At 43.4% G+C, this 15,361-nt stretch carries 13 protein-coding genes; 1 reads left to right on the top strand and 12 read right to left on the bottom strand.

Features of this window, described 5'->3' with window-relative positions:
- Positions 1–328: 328 nt before the first annotated feature.
- The 4 genes from NBH07_RS18745 to folB all read right to left on the bottom strand — a co-directional run bounded on the left by NBH07_RS18745 (position 329) and on the right by folB (position 4,203).
- Positions 329–973, bottom strand: a complete 645-nt coding sequence (locus tag NBH07_RS18745; RefSeq protein WP_005855096.1) for a MarC family protein — start codon at positions 971–973, stop codon at positions 329–331.
- A 94-nt stretch (positions 974–1,067) separates the two neighbouring features.
- The gene (locus NBH07_RS18740; RefSeq protein ID WP_156682347.1) at positions 1,068–2,315 is read right to left on the bottom strand and encodes a PNGase F N-terminal domain-containing protein; all 1,248 of its coding nucleotides are present in this window, start codon (positions 2,313–2,315) and stop codon (positions 1,068–1,070) included.
- 5 nt (positions 2,316–2,320) lie between these two features.
- A complete protein-coding gene (locus NBH07_RS18735) occupies positions 2,321–3,757 on the bottom strand; it encodes a monomeric [FeFe] hydrogenase (RefSeq protein WP_005855092.1) in 1,437 nt (478 codons plus the stop codon).
- 77 nt (positions 3,758–3,834) lie between these two features.
- Positions 3,835–4,203, bottom strand: coding sequence for a dihydroneopterin aldolase (gene folB, locus NBH07_RS18730; protein WP_005855090.1), 369 nt, complete (start codon positions 4,201–4,203; stop codon positions 3,835–3,837).
- Positions 4,204–4,294: 91 nt separating this feature from the next.
- Here folB and NBH07_RS18725 point away from each other — a divergent pair, with 91 nt between their 5' ends.
- The gene (locus tag NBH07_RS18725) at positions 4,295–4,666 is read left to right on the top strand and encodes a bactofilin family protein (protein WP_005855088.1); all 372 of its coding nucleotides are present in this window, start codon (positions 4,295–4,297) and stop codon (positions 4,664–4,666) included.
- Between the two features lie 39 nt (positions 4,667–4,705).
- On the opposite strand, the gene NBH07_RS18720 is transcribed toward NBH07_RS18725, so the two are convergent.
- The 8 genes from NBH07_RS18720 to rpsF form a co-directional block, all read right to left on the bottom strand.
- The gene (locus tag NBH07_RS18720; protein ID WP_044545962.1) at positions 4,706–7,393 is read right to left on the bottom strand and encodes a 4-alpha-glucanotransferase; all 2,688 of its coding nucleotides are present in this window, start codon (positions 7,391–7,393) and stop codon (positions 4,706–4,708) included.
- Positions 7,394–7,416: 23 nt separating this feature from the next.
- On the bottom strand, positions 7,417–9,957 hold the full coding sequence (locus NBH07_RS18715) for an adenosylcobalamin-dependent ribonucleoside-diphosphate reductase (protein WP_005855085.1): 2,541 nt from the start codon (positions 9,955–9,957) through the stop codon (positions 7,417–7,419).
- Positions 9,958–10,214: 257 nt separating this feature from the next.
- Positions 10,215–11,612, bottom strand: coding sequence for a chromosomal replication initiator protein DnaA (gene dnaA / locus NBH07_RS18710; protein ID WP_008774487.1), 1,398 nt, complete (start codon positions 11,610–11,612; stop codon positions 10,215–10,217).
- A 366-nt stretch (positions 11,613–11,978) separates the two neighbouring features.
- A complete protein-coding gene (locus tag NBH07_RS18705) occupies positions 11,979–12,863 on the bottom strand; it encodes an MlaD family protein (RefSeq protein ID WP_005855082.1) in 885 nt (294 codons plus the stop codon).
- Between the two features lie 37 nt (positions 12,864–12,900).
- A complete protein-coding gene (locus tag NBH07_RS18700; RefSeq protein ID WP_009018600.1) occupies positions 12,901–14,064 on the bottom strand; it encodes an N-acetylmuramoyl-L-alanine amidase family protein in 1,164 nt (387 codons plus the stop codon).
- Positions 14,065–14,199: 135 nt separating this feature from the next.
- Positions 14,200–14,646 (bottom strand): 50S ribosomal protein L9, encoded by a 447-nt coding sequence (rplI, locus tag NBH07_RS18695; RefSeq protein ID WP_005855078.1) that lies wholly within the window; start codon positions 14,644–14,646, stop codon positions 14,200–14,202.
- 21 nt (positions 14,647–14,667) lie between these two features.
- A complete protein-coding gene (gene rpsR / locus NBH07_RS18690) occupies positions 14,668–14,937 on the bottom strand; it encodes a 30S ribosomal protein S18 (protein ID WP_005637107.1) in 270 nt (89 codons plus the stop codon).
- Between the two features lie 2 nt (positions 14,938–14,939).
- Positions 14,940–15,296 carry a 30S ribosomal protein S6 gene (rpsF, locus tag NBH07_RS18685; RefSeq protein ID WP_005865478.1) on the bottom strand — a complete coding sequence of 119 codons (357 nt, stop codon included), beginning with the start codon at positions 15,294–15,296 and terminating at the stop codon, positions 14,940–14,942.
- Between the last annotated feature and the right edge of the window lie 65 nt (positions 15,297–15,361).

Below are 15,361 nucleotides of genomic sequence, written 5' to 3'. Positions count from 1 at the left end.
ACCTTTCACTCTCATCTCGAAGGATAATCTCAAAGAATTGATCGATCACCTAGCCATGTTAAAAATAAACAGACTTCATTTCACACAAGAAGTTCATGATACGACACCTGAAGGACAGCAAAAAATGAAGGATATGAACCTGTATGCTAAATCCAAGAAGATCACGATCTCAAACGGAACAACACACACCCATGATATCATATCGTATCTCCCGTTCCAAGCAGAGCGACTTATCTGGAAAGCAAATATCTCCGATTGCGATGAGGATAAAAAAAGGTTATTCCAATATTTAGCGCCCATCGCAGAAAGAAGCTGGTCTGGTAATTTGTTAGCCCATCGCCTCACGCAAGATATCGATCAAGATAGGCTTCAATCCGCTTACGAAACATTCCACGGCGATCACCATCAGTATCAATCCCATCAAACGCATCATCACGTTATTTCCCGTCTCTCCCAATATCCGTACCAAACGGGTAGAAGCTTGTAAGATCAAGAACGTGATAAAATAAACCAATGCGATAATACCAATCAACGTACCCTTTAAGCTGAGTGTCGAGGCATCATCCATAAGCATGATTGCGTTGGCGATCGCTCCCGGACCGCACAACATCGGGATTGCCAGAGGAGTAATGGATATATCATCCGCATAGGTTTTCACCTCTTCCTCTTTCAACTTCGCGTTCGAGTAGCGTGCTTGAAGCATATCAAACCCAATCTTGAAGATAATAAAGCCGCCAGCTATGCGAAAGCCGTTCGAGGAGATACCAAAGAACTTAAACAGGAACTGACCGGAGAAAGTAAAAACCATCAAGGTGATGAACGACACGATCGTGGCCCTTCGGACAATCGCTTTCCGCTCATGGTCATTCATACCATTGGTCATGGTCAAGAAAACCGGCATCGTACCGAGTGGATTGGTCAACGTAAAAAACGAAGTGAAACATAATAGGGCGAAAGGTAACAAGTCTTCCATATCAATAATTTTTTAATTGGCTAATGTGCCAATATGCCAATTAGTTGAAGAGAGCATGATTGGCACATTGGTACATAACATATTATCACATTATTTACTCATCCCAGACCAAATAGGCTGAGACCAACCAATGATTCAGCTTATTCCCATCCACTTCTGCCGCTTCCGGAATACTCACCGTCAGCGTATGATGGCCGGGTTGGATATCCTTCAGCTCCACCTCTTCCGGTATCACGTCCGATCCGGGACACCAATTAGAGCGGGAAAGATCCGAAGACGCCAAGGGTTCCTCTACTTCTTTCTCCGAATAACCCTTCTCGGTGATATAGGCAGCCAGACGCTTTCTCAACCAAACCCCGGTAACCGGATTAAAACGACGGAAAGAAGCGCAGTCCGTACGCCAAGGAACAAAATCCAAGACAGGAACTCCATCAACAGATACAATATTCTGTTTCTCCACGAACTCATCACCACCGGAATGACCGCCATGTCCCGTAACGATATATTTCAGACGGACATCACGTGCGCCTTGAGGAATATCAAAATCCAATGACACGTCCTTCCGGGCGAATATATCCGGATATTCCTGCCCGATATAATAAACCGTATTCATCAACGGCTCTACATGTTTCTTCGGCAAAGCGTCGCAAGTCAGATCGGACTCGTCCACATCGATCGTCATGCTAGCGACGTATCCTTCCGGTGTCCATGTATCGATAAAGATCCCAACATAAGCGCCACCTTCCAGAAGAGGATACAAATCGGTTATGTCTTGCTCCCAGCTTACGCTATCCTCCCAATGGTCGACATACACAGGTTTACGATGTTTCGTCAAGCTATCCTCGGGACTACTGTAATGCCCTACTCCGAACGGAGTCATGAAACGCATCAATTCCACGGTAGGTTGATAATCCGTCCCGGGGATGATACCGATCATCTTCTCCAGTTTCACGCTATCCACCGCAGGAAACTCCTTCTCCCCTTTAGCGATATTCAACAAATTAATGCCCGAGGCATTTGGCAATACAAAACAAGAGCCGGATTTATCCCAGCGATCTCCATTCGAAGCTACCGTAACCCGGAGTTTGACGGAAACATTTCGCTTATATTCCGGCAATGTTACCTTCTTCAAGATAATACGGCCATTCACCAAATGATAGATACTGTCCGGTCCCGGAGCGTTAAAAGCGGCGGGATATACATCCGGAGCGAAACGTACGTGGGTATCATTAAATACCTGTACGGAATAATCTCCCATTGACGGTAATTCTTTATGTCCGCAAGAAGCGGTACATAGAAAAACTCCCGTCAAGGAGACAAATAAAACCAATTTTTTAATCATTTTGTCTAGAATTTAGTAAGCTCCTTAATAAGCTGCTTTTGTCCGGCAGTCTTATCGGCGTGCGTACAAGGACCGGTCACACAACCGCCCTCGCAAGCCATCACTTCTATAAACTGCGCGGGAGCCTTTCCGGTTTTAGCGTAAGCACGTAATAATGCCACATTTTTCTTTGTCAGGTTGGCTACCTGCACGGCATTTACGTTCTCGTCCTTCAAATAAACCTTAACGGCGTTGATCACACCACCACTTTGGGCGAAGCCATGCGCCTCACGGACAGCGTTAAATAATACAGAGAAAGGCTGGGCCTCCTCGATCTTGATACCCAATCCCTCCAATACGGAACCTACTTCCTCAAACGTAAGTGTAAAATCCACGCACGGATCTAGTTTCACCTCTTTTCGTTTCGCCACGCACGGGCCAACAAACACGATCTTCGCATCCGGATATTTTTCCTTCACGATACGGGCCGTATAATACATCGGAGATCCAGTAGAAGAGATGTATTTCTTTAAATCCGGGATATGTTTCTCGGCCAATTGCACGTAAGACGGACAGCAACTAGTGGTCATGAACGGTTGTCCTTCTTTCAATTTCTCGATCAATTCTTCCGCCTCATGACGGGTGGTTTCCATAGCGCCTTGCGCCACCTCGACCACTTCCTCGAATCCCAAGGACTTGATAGCGCCATACACTTTTTCCTTCGGAGCGCTAAACTGAGCTAAGATAGACGGAGCGACAATCGCTACCATCTGTTCCTTATTCCGCAAGCGTTGCAAGATATCGAATACTTGCGAGATCTCGAAGATAGCACCGAACGGACAAGCATTCACACATTTACCGCAATATATACATTTAGACTCGTCGATATGCTCCACCCCATACTCGTCCTTGCTGATCGCCTTAACCGGACAAACTTCCTCGCAAGGGATCGGGATATAAACGATGGCATGGTACGGACAGCTTTGGTGGCATTTACCACAGCTGATACAAGTTTCATGATCAATCTCGGCCTGACCGTTTTTCTTGAATCGGATAGCGTCCTTCGGGCAGTTCATATAACAACTACGAGCCACGCAACCCCGGCAAAGATTCGTGATCTCATAATTCACGGAGACACAAGAGGAACACGCCTCATCCACTACACACATGATATTTTCCTTCTTATTCTCCGAGCGGAACAAGGCACGCTTCGCATACTCTGAAAGCGGTGTCAACTCATCTTCCTCGTCCTGCATATCAAAACCAAGCAAAGGCAAGGTTTTGTATTTCCAGACGGCACGTTCCTTATGTACACAGCAACGGCCCCTCACTTTCGATTTTCGGGGACTCAACTCGATCGGTAAGCGATCAATTTCTTCTAGAAGACGGTTTTCTTTCCAGAGCTTTACTAACTTCGCCAGCAATCCGTGACGAACAATCATTACGTTGTTGGTAAATGCCATAATGTTATCGTATTTGTGCTTTTAGTATATCGTATATCGCATCACTTCTTTACAAACGCGAAGGTAAATAAAAGTTTCTAAACAGAAAGAAAGCTTTCTTTAAGAATTATCGAGGCACTATGAATATCTCCGCCAAACGGAGGATTTAATTTAGACAAGACAAGTTCCACCTCCGTGATCTGTGGAAATCTCTCTTTCAAAGCCTTCAAGATACGCCCCGCCGCGTGCTCGAGAAGTCTCGAGGGGATAGCCATTTCTGCTTTCACGGTTTCATATACTGTGGCGTAATTGATCGTATCGCTTAAATCGTCGCTCCATACCGCATTCTCCAACGGAGCTGTCAGTATCAAATCTACGATAAAAGTATTCCCAACCCGGGTCTCTTGGGGTGCCACGCCATGATAGGCATAGAATGTCATCCTTCGTAATTCAATCTTTGTTGTCATAATCTTTTAATTTATCTGTAAATGTATAGAAAGTAAACCTTCCTGCAAAAAAATAGTCTTATATTTGTCAACCAAGTAACAACACATTATGATGGGAATAAAACAAAAAGATGAAAATTCCGCAGGCGGATTACACAACGCCTTGGCTGCGGGGACAACGATAAAGGGTAATATTATCACAGAGACAGACTTTCGCTTGGATGGAAAAGTAGAAGGAGATATCAGTTGCAACGGCAAGATCGTTATCGGCCCCAAAGGTAGCGTAACAGGCAATATCGTATCCGAGAATGCTGAGATTCTCGGTGAGGTAGATGGCTCCGTAAAAGTAAGCGCAAAGCTTATTCTAAAATCAACAGCAATTATCAAGGGAGATATATATACCCAATCCCTAGAGATCGAACCAAACGCACGGTTCAACGGAGCCTGCTCGATGTGTTCCGAGAAAAAGAAAGCGGACAAATAGACTGAGGGCCGCACTTTTCGATACGGCCCTTAGTCTTTCTTATTTTCGTCCAGCCTCTTTTATCAACGAGACTATCTTATTATTCAGGTTATCAGCCTGTAAAAGCTGTTCCAACGTAATATGCATCCGGTAGCGCCAATAATGCGTTGAATTCGCAGGAACGTTAATACGCTCGGATTCTATATCCTTTCGCTTGATAGAATCATCCATAGCAAACCAATCCTGCAACGGAATAATCGTCAGCATGGAACGAGTCTTCAAATGATTAGAAATAATCTGGGCAACGATTTCAGCCGTACATTCATCCGGGGCCTCACCGATCCGTTGCAATACATGGTTGTAATAACGCTGTGTCTTCTCCGGATCTTCTTTCCACCAATTACGAAGAGGAGTCATATCATGTGTAGAAGTCGTACAAACCGAATGATAAGGCAGATTGAACATATCGGAAAATTCCCGCTGTGGGCTCTTCGGCATACGCTCAATCTCCAAGCTTAGTATTTGCAACTTATTCATAACCTCGGGAACAGAGGCGGGGATCATACCGAGATCCTCTCCACAAACCAACATCTCCGTGGACGCAACCAACGGTGTCAAACGCTTAAACGCTTGCGCCTTCCAAAAATCATTATGGCGATGATAGAAGAAATGCCAGTATAACTGATCGAACGCATAACGGTCGGAACCACTCAATTCCCGATAGATATAGGATTGATTCGCCGAGATCCGGGGATGGAACTTATCGGTCTCTCTTGGGTCACGAAGAAATAATACCTCATTCGCAATCGTAAACAGGCCATTCTTGATCCGTAGGGAAACTGGATCCGCCTTATCCGCAAACAACGCCTCAATCTTCCTTTGCGTATCACAGAACGGTTTTAACACATAATGCCGGGAGGAGGATTGTGCCAAATAAGCACCTATCACCTCTTCTGTATTTTCCTCAAACAATTCCGATAAGAATTGTCGATTGATATGTGGAGTCGTGAAACGAGATTCGTTAAAATTCAATCCATACTGCTCGATCTCTTCTCTCGAGAACGGCAACGCTGGATTGAAATGACCACAAAGCCCTTGCACATATTCACAAGGAACCTCCCATATTCGGAAAAATCCCAAGATGTGATCTATACGGAAACAATCGAAATAATCACTTAACTTAGCGAAGCGTTTTTTCCACCAAGAGAAATTATCTTTCTCCATCGCATCCCAGTTATAAGTCGGGAACAGCCAGTTCTGACCGTTCATGGAAAAGTCATCGGGGGGAGCACCCGCTTGACCATTCATATTAAAATATTTCGGTTCCGTCCAAGCCTCTACACTAGTGCGGCTCACGCCAATGGGTAAATCACCTTTCAATACAACTCCATTCTTACGGGCATAATCCGATACCGACTTGAACTGGTTGTGCAATACATATTGCAAGAAATAAGAGAACGAGATCTCCGGCCATGCGTCACTATCTTCCCGGCATAGGGTGCGAACACGTGTCTTATTGTAAGTAGAATTACCTTGCCATTGAGAGAAATCCGATGTCCCATAACTTTCCCGCAAGAAACAATAAGTAGCGTAAGGCATCAACCATGACTCATTTTGCGCCAAGAACTCTTTAAACTCCGGCGTATCTAATACGGCCTTACCCTCCCCTGCGAAATATTCTTGACAATAACCCAATTTATATTTCAGTACTTCCTCGTAATCAACCGTATCTTTTGCGTTTAATTCTTTTTGCTTCCCTGCATAAAAAGCAGCTCTCTCCGGATCTTTCAAGGTCCCCAAAGCCGATAAATCCACATACATGGGATGAAGGGCATAAATAGAAATAGCGCTATACGGATAGGAATCCACCCAAGTATGGGTCATTGTCGTATCATTCATAGGTAATACTTGAATGATACGTTGGTGCGTCTTTCTAGCCCAATCCACCAACATGTGTAAATCTCCCAAATCACCTACTCCAAAGCTCTTTTCCGAGCGCAAGGAAAAGACGGGGATAACCGAGCCGGCACAACGCCATAACGGTAAGCTATCCCGGAAGTAAAGACCAGATATAACAACGGTCTCACCCTGTTTCTGGGGAACAAGACTTAGAATACGATTCTCATCACTCTCCCAATACAAAGGTTGACGGGAATCATTATCCCAAACCAAAAATTTATATTCTAAAGGATACCGTATCTCCGCAGCGTCTAAATCAATATGCCATTCCGGGAAAGTATCGCAACTCAGCAATAAAGCCTTGTCCGAATGCCAGTTACCTAAGCATTCTTGATTTCCAGTAATGGCTACACACTGATTCTTTTCCACCCGGGGAGCGGATATCTTTATCACCAATTTTCTTCCACTTCTAACGACCCTCTCATGTGTATTGCAGGGATGAGCGAATAAACTTTTGGTGAAAGCCGAAGAATAAAAGGCTAGATTATCCGGACGGATTTGCCAATAATCATAAAGGATGTAAGAATCAGATTGTCCATCCAATACAATCCGGTGATTCTTCTCCCACTCCTCAAAGATCTGCTTATCATTAACACTTAAGAAATATCTATATTCTATATCTTTTATATCGGGTGGAAGATCCAGTTCCAGTTTCCAGTTTCCATCCCCAGAGTAATTCATCTCCTTAGCCAAAGCAGGTTCCCAAGAGCCTAATTCCGGTATGGAGCCCACTACACATAACTTCTGTCCCCAAACGGTATGGAAGTTTATATTAAAAGTGACTTTCATGGTATATAGATTTAGTCAATTATTTAACCGCATTTAGAGGCTCCGCAATTCGTGCAGATCAAACAACCTTCTTGATAAATCAAGGTCTCCAACCCACAGTTCGGACATTTCTGCCCTTTCGCTTCCATGCCGTTCGGTAAATATTTCTTCAAGGCCCGTTCCACGCCATTCTTCCAAGTATTGATAGACTCGCTATTCAACTCCATACCCTGTACCAGTTTTATAACCTGATCGATAGGCATTCCGTAACGGAGCACACCGGAAATCAATTTAGCATAGTTCCAATATTCCGGATTAAACTTGCCATCCAAGCCTTCGATTGTCATTTTATAACCGCGTTTATTCTTGAACTGGAAGTCGTAATGCTTATTACCATCCTCATCATAGCTCTTGATGATCGTACCTTTAGAAACGTTTTTAGGTAACATGATACCCTCGTCATCATCGGCCAAACCGGTAAAGATCTCATACGGACGGCCATTCAACAAGCCGACGAAAGCGATCCATTTCTCACGGTTATTCTGGAATTTTACCACATCCGCATCCAATTCACGAGGACGGGTAGATACGATAACCGGTGGTTGCATGCAGTTGCAATCCTCTTTTTTCTTCTTTTTATCTGTCGCAATCAAGACACCGGAACGAGAACCATCTCGATAAACAGTACATCCTTTACATCCGCATCTCCATGCCTCAACATACAAAGAATCTACCAACTCCTCACTTACATCGTTCGGCAAATTGATCGTTACGCTGATAGAATGGTCCACCCATTTCTGAATGCGTCCTTGCATACGGACTTTTTGTAACCAATCGACATCATTGGAAGTCGCTTTATAATAAGGAGACTTAGCAACTAGCTCCTCCACTTCTTCTTGTGTATATTTCTTACTTGCCGAATAACCATTCGCTTGCATCCACGTTACAAACTTATGATGGAATACGATATACTCCTCGAAAGCGTCGCCTGTCTCATCCACGAAATCCACACGAGCCTCGGAATCGTTCGGGTTTACTTTGCGGCGGCGCTTATATACCGGCAAGAATACCGGCTCTATACCGGAAGTGGTTTGTGTCATCAAGCTAGTCGTTCCTGTCGGAGCGATTGTTAAGCAAGCGATATTACGACGGCCGTATTTCAACATATCCTCATATAAAGCAGGATCAGCCTCACGCAAACGGTTGATGAACGGATTTTTTTCCTCACGCTTCGCATCGAATATCTCAAAGGCACCACGTTCTTTCGCCAACATTACGGATGAACGATAAGCGGCCAAAGCTAATGTCTTTTGTATAAGTTCCGCACAATCGGTTGCTTCTTCTGTTCCATAACGCAAACCTAAAGCGGCAATCATATCGCCTTCCGCCGTAATGCCCACACCTGTACGGCGTCCTTGCAAAGTCTTTCGTTGGATCTTTTCCCACAAATGACGCTCTGTTTGTCTTACCTCCATGGATTCCGGATCCGAGTCGATCTTAGCCAAGATCATCTCGATCTTCTCCGACTCTAAATCAATAATATCATCCATAATCCGCTGGGCCAAACCTACATGCTTCTTGAACAAATCATAATCGAAATAAGCGTCCGGAGTGAACGGATTTACCACATATGAATATAAATTGATCGCTAACAAACGGCAACTATCATACGGACAAAGAGGTATCTCGCCACAAGGATTCGTGGAAACCGTACGGAACCCCAGATCCGCATAGCAGTCTGGTACAGACTCACGTAAGATCGTGTCCCAGAATAGCACACCCGGTTCAGCGGATTTCCAAGCGTTATGAATAATTTTTTTCCATAAGCCAGAAGCATCGATATCCTTCACATAAACGGGAGAATCCGAATCAATTGGATATTGTTGCTTATAGGTACCGCCATTAACCGCGGCATTCATGAAATCATCATCAATCTTCACAGATACATTTGCACCTGTAACCTTACCTTCCGTCATCTTAGCGTCGATAAACGCCTCCGAGTCCGGATGTTTAATAGAAACGCTCAGCATCAAAGCTCCACGACGGCCATCTTGGGCCACCTCACGGGTGGAATTCGAATAACGTTCCATAAACGGAACCAACCCGGTAGAAGTCAACGCAGAATTCTTAACCGGAGAACCTTTCGGGCGAATATGCGAAAGATCATGGCCTACACCACCACGGCGCTTCATTAATTGTACCTGTTCTTCGTCAATACGAATAATCGCACCATACGAATCCGCTTGCCCGTCCAATCCGATAACAAAACAATTAGAGAGTGAGGCAATTTGATAATCATTGCCAATTCCCGTCATCGGACTTCCTTGCGGAACGATGTAGCGGAAATGATCAAACAGGTCGAAAAGTTCTTGTTCCGACAACGGATTCGGATACTTTTTTTCCACACGGGCAATCTCACTTGCCAAGCGATGATGCATATCATTCGGAGATTCCTCATAGATATTTCCAAACGCATCCTTCAAGGCATATTTATTTACCCATACTTTAGCGGCGAGCTCGTCACCGGTAAAGTAATCCAATGAAGCCTTAAACGCTTCGTCAAAAGTGTAAGTTTTACGATCCACAATTATTATATTTATTTTGCGACTGCAAGTTTACGCATACTTTACCAGTTATCCAAATTACCCTACGTTAAAAAGAATACTTATTGAAAAGTTTTCCAAAACCAAACTCGCAACCCCACATTTTCAACTACTTAAACAAAACTAAGCATCAAATAGTTTTCCAAAAAGAAAACTTAACACTTATACGGATCTTCCAAAACAAAGAAGGACGCCTCTTTAAAGAGACGTCCTTATCCTACTATATAGGGATTCTTAATTTAGTTCTTGAGCAAGACCTCGATTTCCTCTACGGAAGACCGGAAAGACTTACTAGTCTCAATCTGGTCTTTGATCGTCTTACAAGCATGCAAGACCGTCGCATGGTCTTTCTTTCCTACGATCTTTCCAATATGGGAAAAAGAGGAGTCCGTATATTTCTTCGCCAAATACATCGTGATCTGACGGGCTTGCACGATCTCACGTTTACGGGAATTAGTCTGGATAACCGATTGCTCCAAGTTGAAATACTTGCAAACGATCTCCTGAATCATCTGTACGGAGATCTGTTTCTTCTCCAACCGAACCGCTTGGCTAACCACACGTTTCGTCAACGGCAGATCGATCTCACGATTATTGATAACCGCATTAGCCATTAAAGAGACGAGAATACCTTCTAAGTCACGGACATTCTCCGTCACATTATTAGCGATAAAGTTAAAGACCTCATCCGGAATCATGATTCCGTCATGGTTGATCTTATTCTTCAGTATCTTTTTACGTAGATCCAGATCCGGACGGCTCAACTCAGCCGTCAATCCCCATTTTAAACGGGTGATCAAGCGCTCTTCCATACCTTGCAAATCCACAGGAGGTTTATCAGAAGTCAAGATAAGCTGCTTACCTAACTGGTGCAAGTGGTTGAAAATATGGAAGAATGTATTTTGAGTCTTATCCATACCGATCAACTCCTGTATATCATCCAACAGCAGCACATCGATATTTTGATAAAAATTCAAGAAGTCATTAGTCGTATTCTTACGGATAGCATCTGTAAACTGTACCCGGAACAAATGCGAAGATACATATAACACTTTCTTTTCCGGATGCAACTCCCGGATACGGGTTCCGATCGCATGGCATAAGTGAGTTTTACCCACTCCTGACGGACCAAAAATAAACAACGGGTTAAACGTAGTCTTTCCCGGATTCTGGGCAACAGCCTCACCCGCCGTACGAACCAGCTTATTGCTCGTACCCTCGAAATAATTATCAAAATTATACTTCGGGTTCAACTGAGGGTCCAAATCCTGCGGAGCAGTCGTCATAAAAGGATTCGGAGCCTTGTTAGCGTCCTTGGGAGTGACTTTCTTTACAGCGGTGGAAGCATTCTCCGCCGGATAATCAACCGTACCACCAGTGGTCTTATCCACCATGATACGGTAGTTAAGAATGGTTCCTTGACCGATTACACGATACAATGTAACTTTCAAAACATTAACATACTTCTCTTCCAGATACTCATAGAAGAATTGACTAGGCACCTGTATGGTAAACTTCTTGTCTTCGTATGATAACGGAACGATAGGTACGAACCATGTGTCAAAAGCTGCCTTAGGCACAATATCCTTTATGACCGCAAGGCACTTATTCCACAATGTTTGATAATCAGTCTGCATGTTTTCTTTCTCTCCCACTAATACTTTTTACATTCGGACTACAAAGTTTAGAAATTAATTCCGAAAAAAAAAGTGCTATTTTGTTTGGTAAATATGAATTTTCAATATCCCTTTTAGATTCAGATAGTTACTAATACCTATCTGATTTACTGCTATTTAGATCGACCAACGTTCAAAAACCCTTTATTTTAGAGACCTCTACAAAAGCGTAAACGCTGACGTCCGGTGACGGAATAAGGCCTCAGGAAGTATCTATCTCACTTTACCTAAAGGCCTTATGCGTATAATCAGCAGGAGTCCCCTAACTTTTTGTCTAATTAGAATGATTCTAAATAACGTCTTTTATGCTATGATTTTTTAACATAATCAAAAAACAGAGAAATGCACGTATCTCTTCGGATTCTCCCGCAAATCAAGCAATAGCTTAGAGGCGTTGTCCATCGTGCTGTTCAGATTATCATACAATCCTTTGTCGTTTAACAACAAGCCGATGCTATTATCCGTCGAGTTCAATTTATCCGTAGTCAACTTCAAGTTCGCCAAGGTCGCATTGATGGAATTGACCGTTGTAGCCAAATCCAATTCTTTCAAGTTGGCGCTCACCTCCGAGAAATTATCCGTCATCGTCTTCAAGTTATTCACGATACCCGGTACATCCTTACTCAACATCTGATTCAACTGACGGGTAGACACCTCTAGGTTGCTAGTCGTTTTTTCGATATGATTCAAGGATTGAGCCAAGGCCGGATGAGCGATCAAGGTTTGCAAGCTACCCAAAATCGTGTCGATCTTCGGCAAAAGGTTCTCAACGCTTGGCAAGATCTTCTCCTGTACGGATTGCATCATATCCTCTTCCATTCGTCCCTCGAGCGTAGAACCCGGCTTCAAAAAGTCATCCACGTAAGTGTTCAAATGAATATGCAACTCAGCTCCGCTTAAGAAAGTATTGACAACCGCTATATAACTTCCCTTATTCAGCCTCATCTTATCTTCCAAACTAACCTCAACGATGATCTTACCGGTCGTATCATAGTCATAAATAATATCACGAACCAATCCCACCTTAAAACCATCCACAAATACAGGGCTGGAAATCGTCACCCCCTTTACGTTGCTGAATGATACGTAGTAATGGTTCACCGGTTGAAACAGGTTAATACCCTTCAGATAATTAATGCCTAAATACAATAACGCCAGACTTACGATCGTCACAAGTCCGATCTTCGCCTCTTTAGTGAATACACTTTTCATTTCCTTTATTTATAATGTATAATTTATTCCTATATCATTAATATTTCACCTTCTTCCCATCCTTAAAAGCGATGATGAAGGCATCTTTAAAATCCTTCGCGATCGTTCGGCGCATCTTCCGGATCGAGTTAAAATCCGAAGTCTCGCCATACGTGTATTTATAGATACCTTTCTCCACATAGAAATCCACGTTCTTGTACCCCTTAAATAACCGGGAGTTCGCAGGAAGCTTCTTATTGGAAGTCAAGAATTGTATCTTATATATAACCTTTCCTTTCGTGTTCCTGTTCACGGAAGTGGTAGAAGAAACTGAGGTTTTCTGTCTTGTAGCTTGCTGTTTTTTATTTAAGATATCAGCCTCGCTCCCCGGAGGCGGAGTTTCCTCATTCGCTACGGGAGCAGCGACAACTCCGGAAAAATTTCCTTTACGACGATCGTAATTCTTCTTATATTTGCAAAAAGCATCGTACAACGCTTCCGCCAATTTATTTTGTCCGGCGGCGGTTCTCATGAACTGCTCTTCTTGACGATTCGAGATATACCCCAACTCGACCAGAACACTGGGCATGCTCGTTTTGCGAAGCACCAAAAAACCAGCCTGTCTTACGCCACGGTCTACCCGCTTACAAGCCCCGAACGATTTCTGTATCTCGGAAGCCAGACTAATACTTTGCTCCATATGCTTATTCTGCATAAACTCGAAAATGATATATGACTCCGAAGAGTTCGGGTCAAATCCCTCATACCGTTGTTGATAATTATCCTCCAACAAGATCGCTGAGTTCTCGCTCATAGCCACCTCTAAGTTCTCTTCGCTACGGGCCAAACCCAGCGTATACGTCTCCGTACCTTGCACGGTACTTCCACGCTTTACGGCATTCGTATGGATAGACACGAAAAGATCCGCCTTATTGCGGTTCGCTATATTCGCACGTTCGTCCAACTCGATAAAACGATCCGTCTTACGAGTATAGATCACACGCACATCCTCCGCGTTATTCTCTATCAGTCGACCCAATTTTAAGGCGACAGCGAGATTTATCTCCTTCTCATTAATATTCGCCCCTCTAGCGCCCGGATCCTTCCCGCCATGCCCAGCATCGATCACGACCGTAAAAGTCTTCTCTCTCGCCTGAAGTCCGGGCAAGAAAAAAAACAACGCAAATAGCAAGTTAATATATAGAAAAGACTTTTTGCTCACTTTCTAAAATTATTGCAAATTCGGGAACAAATGTAGCGCTTTTTTGCTGATTGACAGATGTCTTTTTTTATAATTAAAACAAAAAAAGAGGGCAGTTTCGAAACTACCCTCTTTCATGATATATTAAAGTATCTATTATTCAGAAACAACCTCGAAAGGAACCTCAACGGAAACCTCTTTGTGAAGTTTCAAAACAGCCTTATAGCTACCTACTTCCTTAACAGACTCCTTGATATAGATAATCTTACGATCGATATTCTCGAAACCAGCCTTAGCCAAAGCCTCAGCAACTTGGATATTCGTTACAGAACCGAAGATCGTACCTGTAGAGCTAGTCTTAGCACCAATCGTCAAAGCTACACCCTCTAACTTAGCGGCCAAAGTCTGAGCGTCTTCCTTGATCTTAGCCAATTTGTGGGCACGTTGCTTCAAGTTCTCAGCCAATACTTTCTTAGCAGACTCTGAAGCGATCACTGCCTTACCCGTGGGGATTAGAAAGTTACGTCCGTAACCGTCTTTTACTGTTACGATATCGTCTTTGTAGCCTAAATTCACTACATCTTCTTTCAAAATAACTTGCATATTCTGTCTCCTCTTAATTAATTATTTCATCAAATCGGTCACGTAAGGAAGCAAAGCCAAGTGACGAGCACGCTTTACAGCCTGAGCCACACGACGTTGGAACTTCAAGGAAGTACCAGTGATACGACGCGGAAGGATCTTACCTTGCTCGTTCAAGAATTTCTTCAAGAATTCAGGATCCTTATAATCGATATACTTGATACCGTTCTTTTTGAAACGGCAATATTTTTTCTTCTTAACGTCTACTGAAGGCGGAGTTAAATATCTGATTTCTGATTGAGTTGCTGCCATAATTAATTATTCTCCTTTACTGTTTCTTTAGATGATTTCAGATTTCTTCTCTTAGCTGCATATTCTGCGGCATACTTGTCTTGACGGAAAGTCAAGAAGCGGATCACACGCTCGTCACGACGGAAGTTCAACTCCAACGTAGCGATAACACTAGGATCTGCCTTGAATTCAACCAACTGGTAGAAGCCTGTTGTCTTCTTGTCGATAGGATAAGCTAACTTGCGCAAGCCCCAGTTTTCTTCATTCACGATCTCAGCTCCTTGAGCTTTCAGAAGGTTCGTGAATTTCTCTACCGCTTCCTTCATCTGAGCGTCAGACAAAACGGGAGTCAAAATGAAAACGGTTTCGTAATTGTTCATAAAACGCTGTTTAATATTGATTAATAAAAAATTTTGCGGTGCAAAGGTAGTGATTATTTCGTAAT

Source organism: Parabacteroides sp. B2-S-102 (assembly GCF_023656665.1).
GTDB lineage: Bacteria > Bacteroidota > Bacteroidia > Bacteroidales > Tannerellaceae > Parabacteroides > Parabacteroides distasonis.
The sequence above is the reverse complement of the archived record's forward strand: the minus strand, read 5'-3'. Positions and strand labels throughout refer to the sequence as shown.

What these genes read in the sequence shown, in the direction of transcription:
- NBH07_RS18745 (WP_005855096.1), bottom strand. Translation starts at nt 973, where the DNA reads ATGGAAGACTTGTTACCTTTCGCCCTATTATGTTTCACTTCGTTTTTT.
- NBH07_RS18740 (WP_156682347.1), bottom strand. Translation starts at nt 2,315, where the DNA reads ATGATTAAAAAATTGGTTTTATTTGTCTCCTTGACGGGAGTTTTTCTA.
- NBH07_RS18735 (WP_005855092.1), bottom strand. Translation starts at nt 3,757, where the DNA reads ATGGCATTTACCAACAACGTAATGATTGTTCGTCACGGATTGCTGGCG.
- folB (WP_005855090.1), bottom strand. Translation starts at nt 4,203, where the DNA reads ATGACAACAAAGATTGAATTACGAAGGATGACATTCTATGCCTATCAT.
- NBH07_RS18725 (WP_005855088.1), top strand. Translation starts at nt 4,295, where the DNA reads ATGGGAATAAAACAAAAAGATGAAAATTCCGCAGGCGGATTACACAAC.
- NBH07_RS18720 (WP_044545962.1), bottom strand. Translation starts at nt 7,393, where the DNA reads ATGAAAGTCACTTTTAATATAAACTTCCATACCGTTTGGGGACAGAAG.
- dnaA (WP_008774487.1), bottom strand. Translation starts at nt 11,612, where the DNA reads ATGCAGACTGATTATCAAACATTGTGGAATAAGTGCCTTGCGGTCATA.
- NBH07_RS18705 (WP_005855082.1), bottom strand. Translation starts at nt 12,863, where the DNA reads ATGAAAAGTGTATTCACTAAAGAGGCGAAGATCGGACTTGTGACGATC.
- rplI (WP_005855078.1), bottom strand. Translation starts at nt 14,646, where the DNA reads ATGCAAGTTATTTTGAAAGAAGATGTAGTGAATTTAGGCTACAAAGAC.
- rpsR (WP_005637107.1), bottom strand. Translation starts at nt 14,937, where the DNA reads ATGGCAGCAACTCAATCAGAAATCAGATATTTAACTCCGCCTTCAGTA.
- rpsF (WP_005865478.1), bottom strand. Translation starts at nt 15,296, where the DNA reads ATGAACAATTACGAAACCGTTTTCATTTTGACTCCCGTTTTGTCTGAC.